Source organism: Pseudomonas sp. D3 (assembly GCF_029320995.1).
In the GTDB taxonomy this organism is placed as follows: Bacteria; Pseudomonadota; Gammaproteobacteria; order Pseudomonadales; family Pseudomonadaceae; genus Aquipseudomonas; species Aquipseudomonas paraveronii.
In genome coordinates, this window is record NZ_CP119772.1 from 2,363,298 (window position 1) to 2,381,972 (window position 18,675).

The window sequence follows — 18,675 nt, forward strand, 5'->3', positions numbered from 1 at the left end:
GGCGCTCACTTCAACAGCTCCCGGCAGACAGGTTTGTCGTGGGGCACGCCCAGCAACGCGCAGACGGTGCCGCACAGCTCGGTTTGCTTGGGCGTGGCGTTGGCATCGAAGGTGAAGGCCGAACCCAGCACGAACAGCGGCACCTCGCGTTCTTCCGGCAGCAGGCCGTTGTGGGAGCGGTCATTGTTCATGCCGTGGTCGGCGGTCACCAGCACTTGATAGCCGGCGTCGAGCCAACCTTGCAGGTAGTCGGCGAGGAGGATGTCGGCCGAGCGTGCGCTGTTGCGGTATTGCGCGCTGTCGAGGCCGTGCTTGTGGCCGGCGTCGTCGATGTTCATCGGGTGGACCACCAGCAGGTTCGGTGCGTGTCTGCAGCGCAGGCTTTCGGCGTCGGCGAACAGGTGCGAATCCGGGTAGTGGTCCTGCCAGTAGAAGTGCCCGTGCTGGATCGCCAGCGTCTTGTCGTCGGTATGACGGTCGCGGGCGGCGATAAAGGGTGTGCGGTTATACAACTCGCTGACCCAGTGATAGGCCGCCGCCGCCGTGGTGAGACCGGCGTCGCGGGCGTAATGGAACAGGCTGCGCTGGTTGGACAGGCGCGAGACATGGTTGTGGACGATGCCGCTGTCGATCGGCGGCACGCCGGTGAAGATGCATTCGTAGAGCGGCCGGGAGAGTGACGGCAGTTCACATTCGAGTTTGTACAGTGCTGCGCGTCCTGCGCCGACGTAGGCTTGCAGATGCCCCATGGCGTGACGGGCAACCTCGAAGTTCAGGCCGTCGAGCACCACAAGGATGACGTTGTGCTTCATAGGGGGAGACGCTCCGCAACAGATGGGTTTGGATCGGGTTTGCGGTTGGAACCGGAACACATGTGGGAGCAGGCAAGCCTGCTCCCACACTGACCGCATCTACAGCTCAGGCATTACTGCATATTGATGATGACTTCTTCCTGCCACTTCTGCGGCAGTGCCTTGGAGCTCTTCTCCCAAGCATCGGCATCCTTGATCGGGGTGACGCGCTTGTATTGCTCGTTCGGCAGCAGCTTGTCCTGTACTTCCTTTGGCAGCGTCAGGTGTTCGGCGCGAATCGGCCGTGCATTGCCCTTGGCCAGGTTGATCTGGCCGGCGTCGCTGAAGATGTATTCGCGGGCCAGTTTGGCGGCGTTCGGGTGCTTGGCGTATTTGTTGATGATGGTGGTGTAGCCGGAAATCACCGAACCGTCCGATGGGATCAGCACCACGTAGTCATCCGGGTTGGCCATCTTGGCTTTGTAGCTCAGGCCGTTGAAATCCCAGACCACGCCGACTTCCACTTCGCCTTTTTCCATGGTGGCGATGGTTGGGTTGGCGAGGGACAGGCGACCTTGCTTGGCGATGTCGGCGAACATCAGCAGGGCGGGTTGCAGGTTTTTCTCGTCGCCCTTGTTGGCGATGGCGGCGGCCAAGACACCGTTGGCGGCTTGGGCGGCGGTGCTCACGTCACCGATGGAGACCTTGTATTTGCCGGTCTTCAAGTCAGCCCAACTGGTTGGCACGTCCGAGCCGTGCAGCAGTTTTTTGTTGACGATAAAGGCGATGGTGCCGGTGTAGGCCAGCGCCCAGTTGCCGTCTTTATCTTTCGCCCAATCCGGGACCTGGGCCCAGGTGCTTGGCTTGTAAGGCTGAACCACGCCCTGTTTCACCGCGATCGGGCCGAAGGCGGCGCCGACGTCGCCGATATCGGCACTGGCGTTGTCTTTCTCGGCGGCGAACTTGGCGATTTCCTGGGCCGAGCTCATGTCGGTATCGATGTGCTTGAGGCCGTAGGTCTTGGCCAGGTCGTCCCAGGTGCCTTTCCAGTTGGCCCAGTCATCGGGCATGCCGACGCTGTTGACGGCGCCTTCCGCTTTCGCGGCGGCTTCGAGCGTTTTTAGATCGGTATCAGCGGCCATGGCGGCGGTGCACATGGCAATGGTCGAGCCTAACAGTGATGCCAGGAAAAGCTGTTTCATCCGAAGCTCCTTTGGGCGTTTTCAACGCGGCGTTTTATACGAACGTTAGCGGTGGTGTTGGTCTAGGTCAGCAATACCTGAGCCAATCTAGGCGGGATGGATGACAGTTTCGTGTCGATGTCGTTTTTAGCGCGCCGATGTCGCTCAGCGCAGGTTTAGCGTAGACCATGCCAAAGCGCCCGCAGGCCTTGGACTTGGCCGATGGATTGCAGGGTTCGTCGCAAGGCTCGACAGGGGCTGTCATCTGTCGGTCATCTGCAATGCCTAGGCTGGCACGCAGAAGCACAAGCCCAAATGTCGAGCGATTTATGCACCTGAACGGTGCTGGTCTAGTCCAGGTAGGTAACGTTGATGCGTGATGAGGCAATCAAGGCGGTGACATCCATCGGCCTGGCGCTGCAAGAGCAGATCGATCACGGCCTGTTGCCGCCATCCAGCAAACTGCCCGCCGAGCGCAAGCTCAGCGAGTTGTTTGGTACCACCCGGATTACGGTGCGGGAAGCCTTGTTACAACTGGAGGCCCAAGGGCAAATCTATCGCGAGGAGCGCCGTGGCTGGTTTGTCTCACCGCCGCGCCTGGCCTACAACCTGATGCAGCGCAGCCACTTTCACGCAATGGTCAGTGACCAGGGGCGCGTGGCGTCGACCGAGGTGATCAGCGCACGGCTGCAACCGGCGTCGGCGGCGGTGTGCGCGTGGCTGCAATTGCCGGCGCTGTCCAGCGTGATCCAGATTTGCCGCCGGCGCAGGATCGATGGGCGTCTGGTGTTGTATGTGGAGCACTACCTGAACCCGCAGTATTTTCCGGGGATTCTGGCCTGCGACCTGAACCAGTCGATGACCGAGCTGTACGCCCGCAAGTACGACTTGCACTACGGGCGGGTACGTTTCGAGATTGTGCCGACCTCACTGCCGGTGGAAGCCGCCGCCGCGTTGCGCGTGTCGGTGGGCAGCCCGGGTTTGCGCATCGCCCGGGTCAACTATGACCAGCATCAGCGCTTGATCGACTGCGACCTGGAGTTCTGGCGGCATGATGCCATCCACGTAGGGGTAGACGTGGTTTAACCCTGTGGCGAGGGCGCTTGCTCCCGCTGGGTCGCGAAGCGGCCCTAAAACCTGCCATGGAGTTGCATCTGGAAAAACCCGCTGACTCTATTGGGGCTGCTCGCAGCCCAGCGGGAGCAAGCGCCCTCGCCACAAACCGATATCAGCGCGTGAGGGTTGTGATCAGTTGATCCACATTGGTTTCCAGCGCCGTCACCGGGTCGGCGCCGTCGACGTTCAATACCAGCAGTTGCGCGCCGCCGGCCGTCACTGCGGTTTTCACCGCCGCGCTTGGCGGGCGATGGTGCAGCACCACGGCCACCTCGTTGTCCTTCAGGCGGGTGCTCAATTGCTGTAAGGCCTCGGGCGTCCAATCGGCATCTGGGCGTGCGTCGGTGTCGAGCACTTCCAGGTTCAAGCTGCTGAGCAGATATGCAAAGTGATCGCTCAAGCTGATCACACTCAGGTTATCCGCCTGGGCCAACCGTGCTTCGCTGTCGGCGTTGAGCTTGAGCAGGCGCTGCTTGAGGGCCGCCAGGTTGGCGTCGATGTGTGCCTTCGCGCGCGGTGCCAGGCGGCTTAGGTCGGCGGCCATCACATCGGCCATGCGCCCCATGTTGTTGCTCGATTGCCACGGCTGGCTGTTCAAGCCATCGCTGACGCCCGGTAGCACGGCGATCCCCGGCAAGCCACCGTCCACCGGGCGTGCGGCGTCCACTTCGACGATGCGGATATTGCTGCGCCGCGCCACCGGGTATAGCGGGTCATCGGCCCACAGCGAGCGCAGGCCGATGACGGCATCGGCGTCCAACGCCAACTTGCTCAGCGCCGGGGCGCCACGGCCGGTGAAGTAGGACACCTGCCGCGAACCGGGCAGGTTGGCCGGTGCGGCGCGTTCGAGCTGCACATCGCTACCTTTAAGCAGCAGGTCTGCCAGCCCATGGGTGATGGGCAACGAGGCCAGGACCTTCAGCGGTTTTTTCGCTTTGGTCAGGGCCGCATGGCCCAGCCCCAGGTTGACTTTGAAGTCCTTGGGATCAAACCCGTCGACGGCCAGCGCCGAGGTGCTGATCAAGCAAGCGAGGGCCAGGGCCAGTGGGCGAAAGACGGTGCGCATTATCCAAGATTTCCTTTGAGGCTGGGCACGGTGCCGCGCGCGATGGCGGCTAGGGCGAAGGCGATACCGGCGACCAGGATGATTGCGGCGCCGGAGGGGATGGGCAGGTCGAAGATGATCGGCAGCAGGATGCCGCACAACGTGCTGACGCTGGCGATCCCTACGGAGATCCAGAAGAAGCCCTTGAGCGACTGGCTCAGCAGGCGTGCCGCCGCTGCCGGAATCACCAACAGCGCGCCCACCAGGATCGCGCCGATGACCTTGACCGCCGCCACGGTGATCAACGTCACTAGGATCACGAACAGGTAATCCAGGGTCTTCACCGCCACCCCGCGCACCGCCGCCAATTGCGGGTTGAAGCTGGCGAGCATGATGCGGTTGTACAGCGGCAGGGCGAGGGCCATCACCAGGGCGCCGACAATCGCCAGCACCAGCAGGTCGTTGCCATTGACCGTCAACACCGAGCCGAACAGCACGTTTTCCAGGATGTGTACGTTGATCTTGCCCGCCAGAATCAACAGCAGGCTCGCGCCCAGCGCCAGGGACACCGAGAGGAACACGCCGATCAAGGTATCCGGCGCCAGGCCGGTGCGGTTGCGCAGGTAATTGAGCAGGATGCCGAACAGCAGGCAGTAGCCGAACAGCGCGCCATAGGGCCCGGTGTAGGGTTCGCCGAGCAAAATGCCCACGGCCACGCCGGTCAGTGCGGCATGGCCGACCGCTTCGGAGAAAAACGCAAAGCGCTTGACCACCACCAGCGTCCCCAGGCCGCCGAGCACCGGGCCGATCAGCAGGCCGGCGAGCAGGGCGTTGACCACAAAACCATAGGCCAGCGCCTCCGGCAGATAGCCGGAAGAGGCCCAGCCCTGGACCATCAAGCGAAACGCTTCATAACTCATGGCGCCGGGCTCCGAGGGTGGGTGGAGAACAGGCTCAGCAGGCGGTCCGGGGTCAGCGCCTCCTTGGGCGTGGCGTCGAACAGCACGCGGCGGTTCAGCCCGGTGACGCGGTCGGCCAGGCGGCCCACGGCTTCCAGGTCATGCTCGATCCACAGCACGGTGATCCCGGCGCGGCGCCAGTCATTGAGCAGCCGTTCGAACACCTGGATACCGGCTTCATCGAGGGCCGACATCGGCTCATCCAGCACCAGCAATTGCGGGGCCGGGATCAGCCCCTGGGCGAGCAGCACGCGCTGGCGTTCACCGCCCGACAACGCGCCCATGCGGCGCTTGCGTTTGTCCTGCAGGCCGACCCGTTCCAGGGCCTCGCCGATGGCGCCGGCGTAATGCCTGGACAGCCCGAGAAACGCCGGGCGCCGCTGACACATGGCCGCCATGAAGTCATCCACGGTCATCGGCAGGCCCCGGTCAAACTCCAGCGCCTGGGGCACATAACCGATGGTGCCGGGCGTGCTCGGCCACACCAGGCGCAGTTGCCCCTGGTGCGGCGTTTGCCCCAGCAGCGTTTTGATCAGCGAGCTTTTCCCGCCGCCATTCGGGCCCACCAGCGCGTGGATACTGCCCGGCTGCACCTGGAAGCTCACGCCATCGAGGATCACGGTGCGGCCCAGGGTCAGCGCCACCGTGTCGAACTCAATCCTCGGGCCGATGCTGCCCAGGCTCAAGCGTTGCGCGGCCGTCATGCCCCCGACTCCTGAATCGCCCGCACCACGGTGTTGAGGTTACCGGTCATTTCCACTTGGTACTTTTCAGCGCTGTATTCACCGTAGGAAATATGCGACAGCGGGTAGAGCTTGACCCCGGATTCACGCTGGATGGTCTCGACGTAGGTGGATGGGAAATCCATCTCCGAGAAGATCACTTTCACATCCAGGGCGCGCAACTCATCGATGGTTTTCTTCAACTGGCTCGGGCTGGGTTCGATGCCATGGGCCGGCTCGACCACGGCGGTGACTTCCAGGCCGAACTCGCGCAGCAGGTAGTCATAGGCCGCGTGGACCGTGGCGACGCGCAGGTCCGGGTTGGGCGCGCTGGTCAACTTGGCCAGGGCATCGGCGCGCATCTTGCGCAAGCGCTTGCCGTAGGCGCGGGCGTTCTGGGTGTAGGCCTTGGCGTTGTCCGGGTCGAGCTTGCCGAGCTCGCGGGCGATGTTGTTGACCTGGGCAATCGACGCGCTGATCGACAGGAAGGTGTGCGGGTTGACCACCTTGCCGGCGCCGCGTGCGGCATTACCGGTGGCGGCCAGCAGCGGCACGTTGGCGTTGGCTTCGATCACCGGGATGTCCGGCCGCTCGCTGGTGGCGATCATGCGGTCGGCGAAGTCGTCGTGGCCGACTCCGTTGAGCACGATCACATCCAGGGTGCCGATGCGTTTGATGTCGTCGGCGCGTGGCTCGTAGGCGTGGGGGTTGAAGCCGGCCGGAATCAGCGGCACCACCTCGGCCTTGTCGCCGACGATGTTGGCGACGTAGCTGTAATAAGGATGCAGGGTGATGCCGATCCGCAGGCGCTTTGCCGTCTCGGCATTCGCCAGCGGGGTGAGCAGCAGGCTGATCAGGCTGACCAGCAGCAGGCGTACAAGGGGCGATGAAATAGACATGGGCACTCGGTCTTCTCGGTCAGTGACGGTGCTGGCGGGTCACGCCGGCATCGAATTGCGCGATCACTTGCTGCCAGCCGGCCGCGATCAGTGCCTGGTCAGTGAGGTCGGAGGGGGCGGCCAGGTCTGGGCGGCGGTTGAGCCAGATGTCTGGCTCGGCGCCCGTCACCCGCATCAGCAGCGAGCCGCTGCTGGCCGGCGTCTGGCTCACGCCCAGGTAGGCTGACGGCGCCAGCAACTGCCAGCGATGGTCGCCACGGCTGACCGAACTGGCGTCCTGGGCAAACGGGGCAAAGCCTTCTTCGGCCAGTTGTGCGGGCGTCGGCAGGGCGCTGTGTTCCTGCTGCAGCCAGTGGATTTCATCCAAGGTCACGCGCAGGTCGGCGTAGATGCCTTGCTCGGCGGCGCTGAGGTCGCGGCGAGCGTCCAACTGGTGGCTGGGCACGGCGACCACGGTTTGGGTTTCACCGTGCAGGGCCACCACCGTACCGGCCACCGCCAGGATGATCAGGCACAGCAGCAGCACATAGAGGGTTTCGTGGCCGGCACCGGCGGGGCGTACAACCTGTGTCGTGCTCATTGAGGCTGGATATCCGCTTGGTCGATTTCAACGACGTGACCGGGGCCTGCATCGAACAGCACATAGAACTCAGCGGACGGCTTCTTGAAGGTCAGCGTCGAATCCGCGCCGAGTTTTCCGGGCACCAGGATGGTTTCGTCGTAGCCGATCACATCCAGGGTCACGCCGGGGGCGCCGCTACCGTCGGAAAAACCGCCGGTACATTGGATCTGTTCGCCGGGGATTTCCTTGCATTCGCACATCGGGTTGTGGGCCAGGGCGGTGGGACAGAAACCGGCGCACAGCAACAGCGCGATGCAGGCGCGGTTCAGGCGTATCAACGTCATGGTTTGACTCCTTGCTTGTTCAGCCAGGCAATGGTGGCAGGCGAGGCCTGGCTCAGCGAAATGGAACCCTGGTGCATCGTGCCGTCCCAGCCTTCCATGGTGACCCACAGTTCGGCGTTGGCCGGCGTGCGTTCGGGCACCGGCAGCAGCGCGCCCATGCGGTATGGCGTGCCGAAGAAGATCACCCCGGCGGCGCGCAGGCTGCGGGGTTTGCCGATACGCAGGTAGGTTGCCTTGACCTGGTCGGCGCAGGCGGCGCACAGGGCTGCGTTGAAGAATTTCATCGGGCCGGCCGGGTCCGGGCGCGGGCCTTCGTTGCGGAACTCGGCGAGGGTCAGGCTCCAGGGGCCTACCTGCACCTCGCCGGCCACCCGCTCGCCGATGCCGCTGTCACCGCGAAACAGCGCGGCGTCGGCAAAGTACTTGGGCATGAAACCCAGGGGCACCAGCAACAGCAGGACGTTTATGTGGAACCGCCATTTCAGCCAAACGGCCCGCAGCGGCGAAGGCGTTGCAGCAGCGAGCTTGCTCATCGGTTGCCCTCCGAAGTTTCAGCCTGCATGGCCGGGATGGATGCCGCTTGGCGTGGCGCCTTGTGGCTGCGCTTGAAGGCGTGGAGGGTGGCCAGGGCTGTGCGCTTGGTCCAGATCAGCAGGCCGCTCAAGACCATCATGCTCAGCACCAGTCCGAAGAATGCCCAGATCAGCTTGATCCACAGCCCGCCAAAGTCGCCGGTGTGCAGCGGGCGCATGGACTCGGTGACGAACTCGAGTGTCGAGCGGTTGGACAGCAGGTGCGAAACCGCCACTTCGCCGGTGTAGGGGTTGATCTGTGCGGTCTGGTACATCAACGGGTACCAGCCCCGCCCGCCGATCTGCAGATGGCTGTAGGCGTTGAGTGGCAGGAACACAAAACTGGTCTCCAGCCCCGGAATCCGTTGGCTGGCGATTTCGATCGCGTCGTCCAGGGCAATCATCGGCGCCGGCACACCGGGGGCGGACATTGGCACGTTCTCCCGGGCAATCACCGGCACGATGGGTTCGCTGGAGATGGAAATCTGGTTATCCCCCAGGATCGCTTGAATCAGGAACCAGGTGCCGGTGATGGAAATGACCGCGATAAACCAGATCGACCAGATACCGCTCAGGCGGTGGAAGTCGCCCCAGAAGATTCGCGCGCCATGGCGGACGCGCAGGGTCGGGCGCAAAAAGCCCTTCCAGAAGCGTTTGTACACCACCAGCCCGGTGATCAACGACGCCAGTAACGGCAGGCCGAGCGCGGAGACCAGGTACCAGCCCCAACTGAACCCATTGCTGAACGGCACCAGCCACCAACCATGCAGGGCTCGGGTGAATTGTTTGAAGTCGAACGCCGGGCTGATGCCCTGGATCGCCCCGGTGTACGGGTTGACGTAGACCTCCACCGAGCGCCCGTCGGGGTAGCTGAGGTCGACACTCAGGGCGAAGTGCGACTCGTCCGGGCGGACGATGGATTGCACGATGACCTGGGGATCGGCGCGTTTGATGGCGCTGATCACCTGGTCATAGCTCAGCGGCTCGGCATCATCCGACGGCTTGCTTGCGCGAATTTCCGGGTTGGCCAGCCAGACGATTTCCTGGCTGACCACCGCCAGGGTGCCGGTGACACAGACAATCAGTACAAAGAACCAGATGGGTAATGCCAGCCAGCCGTGTACGAGGAACCAGAGTTTTGAGCGTGACTTCTTCGACATGTGAATGGGGGTCTTGATCGGAGGGGGCAATGAGGGCCCGAAAAAGGCCGGTCGTAGCTTTTGCTGACGCGACGGGCTGTATCTAAGTTAAGACGGATGAGAATGAGAAATCCCTAACTTAGATATGAAAGTAAATGTTTCAGGTTCACATTCAGGCGGGACGATGGTCGGGGGGATGGGGATGACCGCCCGTTTGTTCGGTATCCCTTTTTTCCGCGCGCTGTCGGACGTGGCACCTTGGCGGGGCGGACTTTGGTCGAGGCTGTTGCTTGCGCGGATACCGACGCATCAAGTGAGCATGTGGCCTTTCATTGCAGTCGGTATTGGCTGGTGGGTTTATGCGTCGGTCAGAGCCTATTGGCGCGTGGTGGGTTCGAGCAATTGAGCCCCTGGCCCACGCTCGCCAAGCTGATCATCCTGATTGCGCAACGGGCATGCCTCCAGCGACAAACACCCACAACCGATACAGCCATTGAGCTTGTCCCGCAGGAGCATCAGCTTGTTGATGCGCTCGTCCAAATCCTGCCGCCACGATGCCGACAAACGCTGCCAATCTTTAGCGGTAGGCGTGCGTCCATCCGGCAAGGTCTGCAATGCTTCACCAATCGTCGCCAGCGGAATTCCCAGGCGCTGGGCGATTTTGATCACCACCACCCGGCGCAGGACGTCGCGGGGGTAGCGCCGTTGATTGCCGGCATTGCGATTGCTTTTAATCAGCCCCTTGGTTTCGTAAAAATGCAGCGCCGTGACCGCCACGCCGCTGCGGGCCGACAGTTGGCCGACAGTGAGCTCCTTGGTAACCATGAAAAACTCCAGATAGACGCTTGACCTTGACTTAACTAGAGGTTTTACCCTGCGTGGCATCGAATCGCAAGATTCTGCCTACGTAGAAAGGGGAGTGTTCATGCAGGTATCAGAGAAGAATCTCAGTTTCACTCAATTGATCGAGTTTCAGGTCGAGCCCCAACAACAGCTCGCCCTGGTCGCGGCGTTATCCACCCAGAGTGAGCGCCTGGCGCAGGGGCACGGCGGCTTTCTCAACGCGAGTGTGCAGGTCAGCGATGACGGGCGGCGGGTACTCAATTACCTGCAATGGCGCTCGCGCGAGGACGGCGAGGCGGCCTTCCAGCGTTTTGAGCACGGCGAGGAAGATTTCTGGGCACTGATACGCGCCCACCAGGCCACGGCCGTGACCTTCGGTTCGTTCCAGGTGCTGCGCAGTTTCGAGCGCAGCCATGACAATGCGTTGCACTGCCGTCTAAATGGATAGGTGCAGCATACGCTCACCCTGTACGTTTTCCCCCGGACGGCGCTTGTTCACCGCCAGCTCGCCGATCTTGATCAGGCGCGTGCGCGTGACGTTGCGGCTCAGGCCCAGCAGGTTGGCGGTGTGGACCTGGTTGTAGTGGCTGAAGCGGTAGGCGGCACGCAGCAATGCGTCCTCGACTTTTTCATGCAGGGCGCCGGCCTGTTCCTCGAACAGCTTTTGAAAGGCCCGTTCAAGCAAGGCTTCGGCACTGTTATCGGTGCTGTGCTGGCTGTCGTCCTGACGCTCTATGCGCAGGTTCGACAGGCGCAAATCGTCGCGTTCGATCAGGCCATTACGGCAGATCAGCAAGGTGTGGTGAATCACGTTTTCCAGCTCGCGGATATTGCCCGGCCAGCTGTAGCTTTTTAGCTTGTGTTCGGCCTCGCGGCTGAGGGTGATCGGGCCGTAGCCCAGGCGCTGGCTGTAGGCTTGGATGAAGTGTCGGGTCAGCGGCAGGATGTCGCCGGGACGCTCGCGCAACGGGCTGAGCTCCAGGCTGACCACGTCGAGGCGGTAGTAGAGGTCTTCGCGGAAATGCCCGGCGTTGATGGCTTTTTCCAGCTGCACGTTGGTTGCCGCCAGCACGCGCACATCGATGGGAATGCTCTTGCGCGAGCCCAGGCGCACCACTTCCCGCTCTTGCAACACGCGCAACAATTTGACTTGGATCGCCATCGGCAAATCGCCGATCTCATCGAGGAACAAGGTGCCGCCGTCGGCCTCTTCGAACCAGCCGGCCTTGGCGCTGAGGGCACCGGTGAAGGCGCCTTTTTCATGGCCGAACAGTTCGGCCTCCACCAGCGATTCGGAAAACGCCCCGCAGTTCACCGCCACAAAGGGCCGGTTACGCCGTGCGCTGAGGTTATGAATGTGGCGCGCCACCAGCTCTTTACCGGTCCCGGTTTCGCCGATGATCAACACGCTGGCTTCGCTGGGCGCCACTTGCTGGATATGGTCGAGCAGCGCCTGGGATTTCGGGTCTTCGAAGACCTGGGCCGTGGCGCGGATCGAGGTGGCGAGGGCGGGCGAGGGCGGTAAGGTTAAAAGCTGCATGGGCACCTCTTTATGAATAGAACGTAGGAATCGGCAGGGACTGGTTCAACGCCCAGTCCCCCAGTTCGTGGAGTTTGTAGTCCACCGGATCGTGCAGGCTTTGCGTGCGCAGGTTGCGCCAATGGCGGTCCAGGCGCAGTGACGCATGGGTGGAGCGCGCGCCAGTGACTTCAAATAAGCGGCTGCACAACTCCAGGCCCTGGCGGCTGGCGGCGACCTTGGCGGTGGCGATGGCGATGGCCAGTTGGCCGCGTTCGTTTTCGCTGAGGTTCGGCCCCTTGGCCCAGGCTTGATCGAGCTGCGTGGCGGCGCGTTCCACCAGTAGGCGCACACCTTGCAAGGCCACCCAGAATTCGCCGTAGTGGTGCAGTACGTAGGGGTCCTGGCGCACATCCTCGGCGGTGGATTTGTGCCACGCGCGGGTTTCGGTGAGGGTGTAGTTGCGCGCTTCGTCAAAGGCACCTTCGGCAATGCCGAGGAACATGTGCGTGAAGGTCAACTGTGCGATCAGTGGGCGTAGGCCGGCGAAGGGTGTGCTCAGTGGACCCGGGTCGAGCAGCAACTCCGATTCCTCGACGCGTACCCGTTCGAAACTGGCGCTGCCGCTGTCGGTCTGGCGCTGGCCGATATTGTTCCAGTCGTTGTGCAAAGTGATGCCGCTGCGTCCACTGGGGATGGCGGCGATCAGCAACTTGCCGCCGGCGCTCTCATCCACCGCCGAGGCGATCAGCATTTCCGAATCGCTGGCGCCGGAGCAGAAACTCTTTTTGCCGGAGAACTCACGCCAGCCGCCAAAATCCTTGACCAACGTGCGCGTGTCCAGCGGGTTGAGGGCATTGCCCCAGAACCAGTTTTTGCGCGCGGTCTGTTCGAACCAGGGTTGCCATTGGTCCGGGCGCGAAAACAGACGGACAGTGGCGAGCATCAGGTGGTGGAAACCGAAGACATGGGCGATGGAGCTGTCGACCTTGGCGAATTCACGCACGATGCCCAGGGTGTCGCTCCAGCGCGCACCGAGGCCGCCGTATTGAGCGGGAATGCTCAGCGCCAGCAGACCGCTTTGGCGCAGGGCATCCCGTTCGGTTTTTGGCGTGCCACCGCGCTCGTCGCGTTCGACGGCGGTGAGCGCGAATTCGGCGGCGAGCTGTCTGGCGGTCTGCAAAGGTGAGGGCAGGACGCTGTGGGGTTTGGCTGTCACGCGGTATTCCTCATAGGGCTCTAATGCCGTGTGCTATCTATTGGGCAATGAAGATCAAAGGTGGGAGCGGGCTTGTGCGCTCCCACCTAAGCCGGATCTCAGCGTTCTCAGGCCTTGGCTGGCAGCACATCATTGGCAATCATTTCGCCAAACGGCCCCGTCAGATTGGTGACGCCGCGTCCGGCCAGGCTGGCGTAGGGTTCCGGCAATAGCGGGAACACCAACTCGGCGAAGCGATAGGCTTCTTCGAGGTGCGGGTAGCCGGAGAAGATGAAACTCTCGATGCCCAAGTCCGCGTATTCCTTGATCCGCTCAGCCACTTGTTGCGGGTTGCCCACCAGCGCCGTACCGGCGCCGCCACGTACCAGGCCGACACCGGCCCAGAGGTTGGGGGCGATTTCCAGGTTGTCGCGGCGCCCATCGTGCAAGGCGGCCATGCGGCGCTGGCCTTCGGAGTCAAAGCGCGAGAAGGATTTTTGCGCGGCGGCGATGGTCTCGTCGCTGATGTGTTCGATCAGTTTGTCGGCGGCTTTCCAGGCGTCTTCTTCGGTCTCGCGCACGATCACATGCAGGCGGATGCCGAATTTCACGGTCCGCCCGTGGCGCGCGGCACGTTCACGCACATCCGCGAGCTTTTCGGCGACGGCGGCAGGTGGTTCGCCCCAGGTCAGGTACACATCCACCTGTTCGGCGGCGAGGTCGTGGGCAGCGTCGGAAGAACCGCCGAAGTACAGTGGCGGATAAGGCTTCTGCACCGGTGGGTAAAGCGCTTTGGCATTCTGTACGCGCAGGTGTTTGCCTTCGAAGTCCACCGATTCGCCCTGCAACACGCGGCGCCAGATCCTGAGGAATTCGTCGGAGACTTCATAGCGTTCGCTGTGGTCGAGGAAGCTGCCGTCGCCTCGGTTTTCGTCGGGGTCACCGCCGGTCACGACGTTGATCAGCAGGCGGCCGTTCGACAGGCGATCCAAGGTCGCCGCCATGCGCGCCGACACCGTGGGCGAGATGATGCCTGGGCGAATTGCAACCAGATAGCGCAAACGCTCCGTCAGCGGCACCAGCGCCGAGGCGATCACCCAGGAGTCTTCGCACGAGCGCCCGGTAGGAATCAGCACGCCGTAGTAACCAAGGCTGTCAGCAGCCTGGGCGACTTGCTTCAGATAATTGAGGGTGACCGGGCGAGCACCTTGGGTGGTGCCCAGGTAATGACCGTCGCCATGAGTGGGCAGAAACCAGAAAACATCCATGACGAATCCTTAAGCGATTTTCAGCAGAGAGGGGGAGTGCGCGGCGAACAAAGGTGCTGCGCGTTCTGCCGCAAGGCGAATACGGCCCTTCAAGGCTTCGCTGGTGATTTGGTAATCGGTGAAATCGGCTTCGGTGGCATACACGCCGATCGGCAGGGTCAGGGCCTGGAAGAAGCTGAACAGCGGGCGTAACTGGTGATCGAGTACCAGCGCGTGACGTTCACTGCCGCCGGTGGCGGCCAGCAGCACCGGGGTGTCGATCAACGAATTTAGGCCAACCAGGTCGAACAGATGTTTGAGCAGGCCTGGATAAGAACCGCGATAGACCGGTGCGGCGACGATCAGCAGGTCGGCCTGTTCGATGGCCAACAGTTGGGATTCGACCTCGGCCGGCAACTCATCGCGCGACAGTGCGCCGCCCAGTGGCCGGGCGATATCGCCGAGTTCGATAAGAGTGGTCTGGATCGGCAATACAGTTGCCAGTTCGGCCAGCACGGCCTGGGTCAACACCAGGGTGCGGGACGGGCGCCAGGTTCCGCCGGAGAGGGCAACGACATTCAGGGGACGGGTCATGAACAGTTCCTTTTTCAACAGTGGTTCATCGCAGGAGAAGTGAGTCGGTCTGAGCAAGAGCTGTACCAACGGCTGCAGGCCTTGAATCGCTTGGGCTGCGGGCTCACTGCTGAAAACGTTGCTGTTGTCTGCCTGGTGTTTTGTTGAATGGCTGTTGCCTGGACAACAGTTGCGTGGCGAACAGTGTTGAGCTCGCGTGCAGCCATTTATAGAGGGTTATGTTTATTCCGTAAATTAACGTATTTCTATATTTATAGATCTTATAGGAATATGCGTGCTGCCCTATCGAGGGTGCGACCTCGGTTGATAGCGACTATCACGGATGATGATTTTTCACCGTTCAAGGTCGGGAGTAGCCTGTGTTCATTGACTTGAGACCTCCTTCGCAGAGCCACCGCCATGAACCGATTTCTTGCTGTTTGCGTATTACTTGTCACTTCTGTCGTTGCCGGTTGTGCGACCCATCCTTCGCCTGAATTGCGCCCTTACACGGCACAAGAAACCCGGGAACTGGCGCTGGAGGCGTTGAGCCGTCGCGGGTTGTCGTTTGACGAGTATCAACAGCAGCGGGCTGCCCTGACCCAGGCACAGAAGCCTTTCGGCTTTGATCGCCAGGGCGAAATGAACGCCGAACGTAATGTGACCCTGCATGGTCGTCCCAGTTGAGCCGTTGCTCAGTGCCAAAAAGCCCGAGGTTTCTCAAGAACCCTCGGGCTTTTTGTTTGCCATGGCGCTACTTCAGCCTGTTAAGCTGAATTTCAGGAGCGTTCCTACGCACATTTACGTCAAGTGGTCCTTTTTTAATGGCATTCGATCGGGTAAACCTGACGATCTCTGTTCCGGTCGATGCCCCTGAGACGTTGCTCTCGGGAACCAGCTCTGCGAGTCCCCAAGGTTATGAATAAACGTCCGTTGTATTTCGACTATGCCGCCACCACCCCGGTGGATGAGCGAGTCATCCAGGTGATGGTCGAGTGTCTGGGCTTCCATGCCAATTTCGGTAACCCTGCGTCCAGTTCCCACGCATTCGGCCAAGCGGCCCGGCAAACGGTTGAGCGGGCGCGTCGCCAGGTGGCCGAGTTGGTCGGTGCGGAGCCGGAGCAGATCGTCTGGACGTCCGGCGCGACTGAATCCAACAACCTCGCGATCAAGGGTGTAACTCAAGCACGGGGCGTCGCGGGGGGGCATATCATCACCAGCCAGATCGAGCACAAGGCCACGCTGGACACCGCGCGGCAGATGCAGGAAGCCGGTGTAGCCGTGACCTACCTGGTGCCGGACGCCGATGGGTTGATCAGTGCCGAAGCGGTGAGTGAAGCACTGCGTGAAGACACCTTCCTGGTCTCGCTGATGCTGGTGAACAACGAGTTGGGCACGCTCAACGACATCCCCGCCATCGGCGCGCGGGTGCGTGAACACGGCGCGTTGTTGCATGTGGACGCGGCACAGGGCGCGGGCAAGGTGGCAATCGACCTGGCGCAATGGCCGGTGGACTTGATGTCGTTTTCCGCACACAAGGTGTATGGCCCCAAGGGGATCGGCGCGTTGTATGTCGGGCCGCGGGCGCAGCAGAAGGTGATGGCGCAGATTCACGGCGGTGGCCACGAGGGCGGCTTGCGCTCAGGCACCCTGGCGACTCACCAGATCGCGGGCATGGGCGCGGCGTTCGCCCTGGCGGCGCAGGCTTTCAGCGAGGAGCAGGCGGCGATCGTGGCCTTGCGCCGGCGTTTGCTGGATCAACTGACGACGGTTGCCGGTGTGCGTCTCAATGGCAGCGCCACCCAGCGCATTCCTCACACCCTCAGCCTCACGTTCGGTGAAGGCGAGTTCGACGCTGCGGCCTTAAGCGTGGGCATGGCTTTTTCCGCGACCTCGGCCTGCAATTCGGCAAGCAATGCGCCTTCCCACGTGCTGCTGGCGCTCGGGCATGACGCCCGCAGCGCCGGTCGTACCGTTCGCTTGAGCCTGGGGCGGTTCACCACCGAACAGGACATCGACCAGGCCGTGCAATTGATCAAGGCCGCCCTTGCCAGTGCGCCGGCGTTCTGGGCGGTTTGATTCCTCATTCGTAACCCATAACAATTATTAGTGGTTAGCAGGAGACACAATGAGTACGCAGCTTTTGACCCATGGAACGGTTCCCCAGCGCCTGGCGCATACCCGTGAACTGATGCGCCGCGAGGGCATTCACGCCTTGCTGGTGCCGTCGGCTGACCCGCACTTGTCCGAATACTTGCCGGGCTACTGGCAGGGGCGTCAATGGTTGTCGGGGTTCCACGGGTCAGTGGGGACGCTGATCGTCAGCGCGGATTTCGCCGGTGTCTGGGCCGACAGCCGCTACTGGGAACAAGCGACCAAGGAGCTCAAGGGCAGCGGTATCGAACTGGTGAAACTGCAGCCGGGTCAACCTGGTCCGCTGGAATGGCTGGCCGAGCAGACGCCGCATGGCGGTGTGGTGGCGGTTGATGGTGCGGTAATGGCCGTGGCTTCGGCGCGTACTTTGGGCGGCAAGCTGGCAGAGCGCGGCGCACGCCTGCGTACCGATATCGACCTGTTGAATGAAGTCTGGAAAGATCGCCCGACGTTGCCGAATCAGCCTATCTACCAGCATCTGCCACCGCAGGCCACCGTCAGCCGTGGGGAAAAACTCGCGGCGCTGCGCGCCAGTTTGAAAGAAAAGGGCGCCGACTGGCATTTCATCGCGACCCTGGATGACATCGCCTGGTTGTTTAACCTGCGCGGTGCCGATGTATCGTTCAACCCGGTGTTTGTGTCCTTCGCCCTGATCAGTGCACAACAGGCCACTTTGTTTGTGGCGCTGAGCAAAGTCGATGCCGAGCTGCGCGCTGTGCTTGAGCAGGATGGCGTGACCTTGCGCGATTACAGCGAAGTCGCCGGTGCGCTACGGGCGGTGCCGTCGGGCGCGAGTGTGCAGGTTGATCCGGCACGCGTGACCGCGGGCTTGTTGGAACACCTGGATGCCAGCGTCAAGCTGCTGGAAGGGATGAATCCGACTACGCTTGCCAAATCCCGCAAGAGCCTGGCCGACGCGGAACATATCCGCCAGGCCATGGAACAGGATGGCGCGGCCCTGTGCGAATTTTTCGCCTGGCTGGAGAGTGCGCTGGGCCGTGAACGCATCACCGAACTGACCATCGACGAACACCTGACGGCTGCACGTACCCGCCGGCCCGGTTATGTGTCGCTGAGTTTCAACACCATTGCCGCGTTCAACGCCAATGGCGCGATGCCGCATTATCACGCCACCGAAGAAGAGCATGCGCTGATCGAAGGTGACGGCCTGCTGTTGATCGACTCGGGCGGCCAGTACTTGGGTGGTACCACCGATATCACGCGGATGGTGCCTATCGGTTCGCCGAGTGATGAGCAGAAACGTGATTGCACCCGCGTGCTCAAGGGGGTGATTGCGCTGTCCCGTGCTCACTTTCCCAAGGGCATTATGTCGCCATTGCTGGATGCCATCGCGCGAGCGCCGATCTGGGCCGAAGGTGTCGACTATGGGCACGGCACAGGTCACGGCGTAGGTTATTTCCTCAATGTGCATGAAGGTCCGCAGGTGATCGCCTACCAGGCGGCCACTGCGCCGCAAACTGCGATGCAGCCGGGCATGATCACTTCCATTGAGCCGGGTACGTACCGCCCGGGGCGTTGGGGCGTGCGTATCGAGAACCTGGTGTTGAATCGCGAAGCAGGCAAGACCGAGTTTGGTGAGTTTCTCAAGTTCGAAACCTTGACCTTGTGCCCGATCGACACCCGTTGCCTGGAGCCGTCGTTGCTGACGGCCGAGGAGTGCCAGTGGTTCAATGCGTACCATGCAGAGGTGCGTCAGCGTTTGAGCCCATTGCTCAGTGGCGCCGCGTTGGAGTGGTTGCAGGTGCGGACTGCGGCGATTTGATCGGTTGCTGCTCGGCAGGTGCCGCTTG

General features: G+C 62.1%; 20 protein-coding genes. 5 read left to right on the top strand and 15 right to left on the bottom strand.

What is annotated here, in order from left to right; translation table 11 throughout:
- Positions 1-5 precede the first annotated feature (5 nt).
- Positions 6-812 carry an alkaline phosphatase family protein gene (locus P3S72_RS10915; RefSeq protein ID WP_276197334.1) on the bottom strand — a complete coding sequence of 269 codons (807 nt, stop codon included), beginning with the start codon at positions 810-812 and terminating at the stop codon, positions 6-8.
- Between the two features lie 113 nt (positions 813-925).
- Entirely contained in the window at positions 926-1,993 is a 1,068-nt protein-coding gene (locus tag P3S72_RS10920; RefSeq protein WP_276197335.1) for an ABC transporter substrate-binding protein, read from the bottom strand.
- Positions 1,994-2,344: 351 nt separating this feature from the next.
- Here P3S72_RS10920 and P3S72_RS10925 point away from each other — a divergent pair, with 351 nt between their 5' ends.
- A complete protein-coding gene (locus P3S72_RS10925) occupies positions 2,345-3,058 on the top strand; it encodes a UTRA domain-containing protein (protein ID WP_276197336.1) in 714 nt (237 codons plus the stop codon).
- Positions 3,059-3,200: 142 nt separating this feature from the next.
- Here P3S72_RS10925 and P3S72_RS10930 read toward each other — a convergent pair whose 3' ends face one another.
- From P3S72_RS10930 to soxR, 9 genes are all read right to left on the bottom strand, one after another.
- A complete protein-coding gene (locus tag P3S72_RS10930) occupies positions 3,201-4,154 on the bottom strand; it encodes a zinc ABC transporter substrate-binding protein (RefSeq protein WP_276197337.1) in 954 nt (317 codons plus the stop codon).
- Positions 4,154-5,053, bottom strand: a complete 900-nt coding sequence (locus P3S72_RS10935; protein ID WP_276197338.1) for a metal ABC transporter permease — start codon at positions 5,051-5,053, stop codon at positions 4,154-4,156. Before P3S72_RS10935 ends, P3S72_RS10930 begins: the two co-directional genes overlap by 1 nt.
- Positions 5,050-5,796 carry a metal ABC transporter ATP-binding protein gene (locus tag P3S72_RS10940; RefSeq protein WP_276197339.1) on the bottom strand — a complete coding sequence of 249 codons (747 nt, stop codon included), beginning with the start codon at positions 5,794-5,796 and terminating at the stop codon, positions 5,050-5,052. The genes P3S72_RS10935 and P3S72_RS10940 overlap by 4 nt, the downstream gene beginning before the upstream one ends.
- Positions 5,793-6,713: a metal ABC transporter substrate-binding protein gene (locus P3S72_RS10945; protein WP_276197340.1), complete on the bottom strand. Its 921-nt coding sequence runs from the start codon at positions 6,711-6,713 to the stop codon at positions 5,793-5,795. The genes P3S72_RS10940 and P3S72_RS10945 overlap by 4 nt, the downstream gene beginning before the upstream one ends.
- A 19-nt stretch (positions 6,714-6,732) precedes the next feature.
- Positions 6,733-7,293 carry a DUF6162 family protein gene (locus tag P3S72_RS10950; RefSeq protein WP_276197341.1) on the bottom strand — a complete coding sequence of 187 codons (561 nt, stop codon included), beginning with the start codon at positions 7,291-7,293 and terminating at the stop codon, positions 6,733-6,735.
- A complete protein-coding gene (locus P3S72_RS10955) occupies positions 7,290-7,619 on the bottom strand; it encodes a hypothetical protein (RefSeq protein WP_276197342.1) in 330 nt (109 codons plus the stop codon). Before P3S72_RS10955 ends, P3S72_RS10950 begins: the two co-directional genes overlap by 4 nt.
- A complete protein-coding gene (locus P3S72_RS10960; RefSeq protein WP_276197343.1) occupies positions 7,616-8,152 on the bottom strand; it encodes a thiamine pyrophosphate-binding protein in 537 nt (178 codons plus the stop codon). The genes P3S72_RS10955 and P3S72_RS10960 overlap by 4 nt, the downstream gene beginning before the upstream one ends.
- On the bottom strand, positions 8,149-9,351 hold the full coding sequence (locus P3S72_RS10965) for a PepSY domain-containing protein (protein ID WP_276197344.1): 1,203 nt from the start codon (positions 9,349-9,351) through the stop codon (positions 8,149-8,151). Before P3S72_RS10965 ends, P3S72_RS10960 begins: the two co-directional genes overlap by 4 nt.
- Before the next feature lie 354 nt (positions 9,352-9,705).
- Positions 9,706-10,155, bottom strand: coding sequence for a redox-sensitive transcriptional activator SoxR (gene soxR / locus P3S72_RS10970; protein WP_276197345.1), 450 nt, complete (start codon positions 10,153-10,155; stop codon positions 9,706-9,708).
- A 100-nt stretch (positions 10,156-10,255) separates the two neighbouring features.
- Between soxR and P3S72_RS10975 the strand changes: the two genes are divergently transcribed.
- Positions 10,256-10,621, top strand: coding sequence for an antibiotic biosynthesis monooxygenase (locus tag P3S72_RS10975; protein ID WP_276197346.1), 366 nt, complete (start codon positions 10,256-10,258; stop codon positions 10,619-10,621).
- On the opposite strand, the gene P3S72_RS10980 is transcribed toward P3S72_RS10975, so the two are convergent.
- The 4 genes from P3S72_RS10980 to msuE all read right to left on the bottom strand — a co-directional run bounded on the left by P3S72_RS10980 (position 10,610) and on the right by msuE (position 14,731).
- Complete coding sequence (locus P3S72_RS10980) at positions 10,610-11,713, bottom strand: sigma-54 dependent transcriptional regulator (RefSeq protein WP_247402608.1); 1,104 nt, start codon at positions 11,711-11,713, stop codon at positions 10,610-10,612. The genes P3S72_RS10975 and P3S72_RS10980 overlap by 12 nt on opposite strands.
- A gap of 10 nt (positions 11,714-11,723) precedes the next feature.
- Positions 11,724-12,911: an acyl-CoA dehydrogenase family protein gene (locus P3S72_RS10985; RefSeq protein ID WP_276197347.1), complete on the bottom strand. Its 1,188-nt coding sequence runs from the start codon at positions 12,909-12,911 to the stop codon at positions 11,724-11,726.
- 107 nt (positions 12,912-13,018) lie between these two features.
- The gene (ssuD, locus tag P3S72_RS10990; protein ID WP_078833079.1) at positions 13,019-14,158 is read right to left on the bottom strand and encodes an FMNH2-dependent alkanesulfonate monooxygenase; all 1,140 of its coding nucleotides are present in this window, start codon (positions 14,156-14,158) and stop codon (positions 13,019-13,021) included.
- A gap of 9 nt (positions 14,159-14,167) precedes the next feature.
- Complete coding sequence (gene msuE / locus P3S72_RS10995) at positions 14,168-14,731, bottom strand: FMN reductase (protein ID WP_247402600.1); 564 nt, start codon at positions 14,729-14,731, stop codon at positions 14,168-14,170.
- Between the two features lie 399 nt (positions 14,732-15,130).
- Here msuE and P3S72_RS11000 point away from each other — a divergent pair, with 399 nt between their 5' ends.
- From P3S72_RS11000 to P3S72_RS11010, 3 genes are all read left to right on the top strand, one after another.
- A complete protein-coding gene (locus tag P3S72_RS11000; RefSeq protein ID WP_276197348.1) occupies positions 15,131-15,397 on the top strand; it encodes a hypothetical protein in 267 nt (88 codons plus the stop codon).
- Positions 15,398-15,628: 231 nt separating this feature from the next.
- Positions 15,629-16,789: an aminotransferase class V-fold PLP-dependent enzyme gene (locus P3S72_RS11005; RefSeq protein ID WP_276197349.1), complete on the top strand. Its 1,161-nt coding sequence runs from the start codon at positions 15,629-15,631 to the stop codon at positions 16,787-16,789.
- Between the two features lie 49 nt (positions 16,790-16,838).
- Complete coding sequence (locus tag P3S72_RS11010; protein ID WP_276197350.1) at positions 16,839-18,647, top strand: aminopeptidase P family protein; 1,809 nt, start codon at positions 16,839-16,841, stop codon at positions 18,645-18,647.
- Positions 18,648-18,675: the final 28 nt, after the last annotated feature.

Excerpts from the sequence above, each read along its gene's own strand:
- P3S72_RS10915 (WP_276197334.1), bottom strand. The coding sequence starts at position 812 with ATGAAGCACAACGTCATCCTTGTGGTGCTCGACGGCCTGAACTTCGAG.
- P3S72_RS10920 (WP_276197335.1), bottom strand. The coding sequence starts at position 1,993 with ATGAAACAGCTTTTCCTGGCATCACTGTTAGGCTCGACCATTGCCATG.
- P3S72_RS10925 (WP_276197336.1), top strand. The coding sequence starts at position 2,345 with ATGCGTGATGAGGCAATCAAGGCGGTGACATCCATCGGCCTGGCGCTG.
- P3S72_RS10930 (WP_276197337.1), bottom strand. The coding sequence starts at position 4,154 with ATGCGCACCGTCTTTCGCCCACTGGCCCTGGCCCTCGCTTGCTTGATC.
- P3S72_RS10935 (WP_276197338.1), bottom strand. The coding sequence starts at position 5,053 with ATGAGTTATGAAGCGTTTCGCTTGATGGTCCAGGGCTGGGCCTCTTCC.
- P3S72_RS10940 (WP_276197339.1), bottom strand. The coding sequence starts at position 5,796 with ATGACGGCCGCGCAACGCTTGAGCCTGGGCAGCATCGGCCCGAGGATT.
- P3S72_RS10945 (WP_276197340.1), bottom strand. The coding sequence starts at position 6,713 with ATGTCTATTTCATCGCCCCTTGTACGCCTGCTGCTGGTCAGCCTGATC.
- P3S72_RS10950 (WP_276197341.1), bottom strand. The coding sequence starts at position 7,293 with ATGAGCACGACACAGGTTGTACGCCCCGCCGGTGCCGGCCACGAAACC.
- P3S72_RS10955 (WP_276197342.1), bottom strand. The coding sequence starts at position 7,619 with ATGACGTTGATACGCCTGAACCGCGCCTGCATCGCGCTGTTGCTGTGC.
- P3S72_RS10960 (WP_276197343.1), bottom strand. The coding sequence starts at position 8,152 with ATGAGCAAGCTCGCTGCTGCAACGCCTTCGCCGCTGCGGGCCGTTTGG.
- P3S72_RS10965 (WP_276197344.1), bottom strand. The coding sequence starts at position 9,351 with ATGTCGAAGAAGTCACGCTCAAAACTCTGGTTCCTCGTACACGGCTGG.
- soxR (WP_276197345.1), bottom strand. The coding sequence starts at position 10,155 with ATGGTTACCAAGGAGCTCACTGTCGGCCAACTGTCGGCCCGCAGCGGC.
- P3S72_RS10975 (WP_276197346.1), top strand. The coding sequence starts at position 10,256 with ATGCAGGTATCAGAGAAGAATCTCAGTTTCACTCAATTGATCGAGTTT.
- P3S72_RS10980 (WP_247402608.1), bottom strand. The coding sequence starts at position 11,713 with ATGCAGCTTTTAACCTTACCGCCCTCGCCCGCCCTCGCCACCTCGATC.
- ssuD (WP_078833079.1), bottom strand. The coding sequence starts at position 14,158 with ATGGATGTTTTCTGGTTTCTGCCCACTCATGGCGACGGTCATTACCTG.
- msuE (WP_247402600.1), bottom strand. The coding sequence starts at position 14,731 with ATGACCCGTCCCCTGAATGTCGTTGCCCTCTCCGGCGGAACCTGGCGC.
- P3S72_RS11000 (WP_276197348.1), top strand. The coding sequence starts at position 15,131 with ATGAACCGATTTCTTGCTGTTTGCGTATTACTTGTCACTTCTGTCGTT.
- P3S72_RS11005 (WP_276197349.1), top strand. The coding sequence starts at position 15,629 with ATGAATAAACGTCCGTTGTATTTCGACTATGCCGCCACCACCCCGGTG.
- P3S72_RS11010 (WP_276197350.1), top strand. The coding sequence starts at position 16,839 with ATGAGTACGCAGCTTTTGACCCATGGAACGGTTCCCCAGCGCCTGGCG.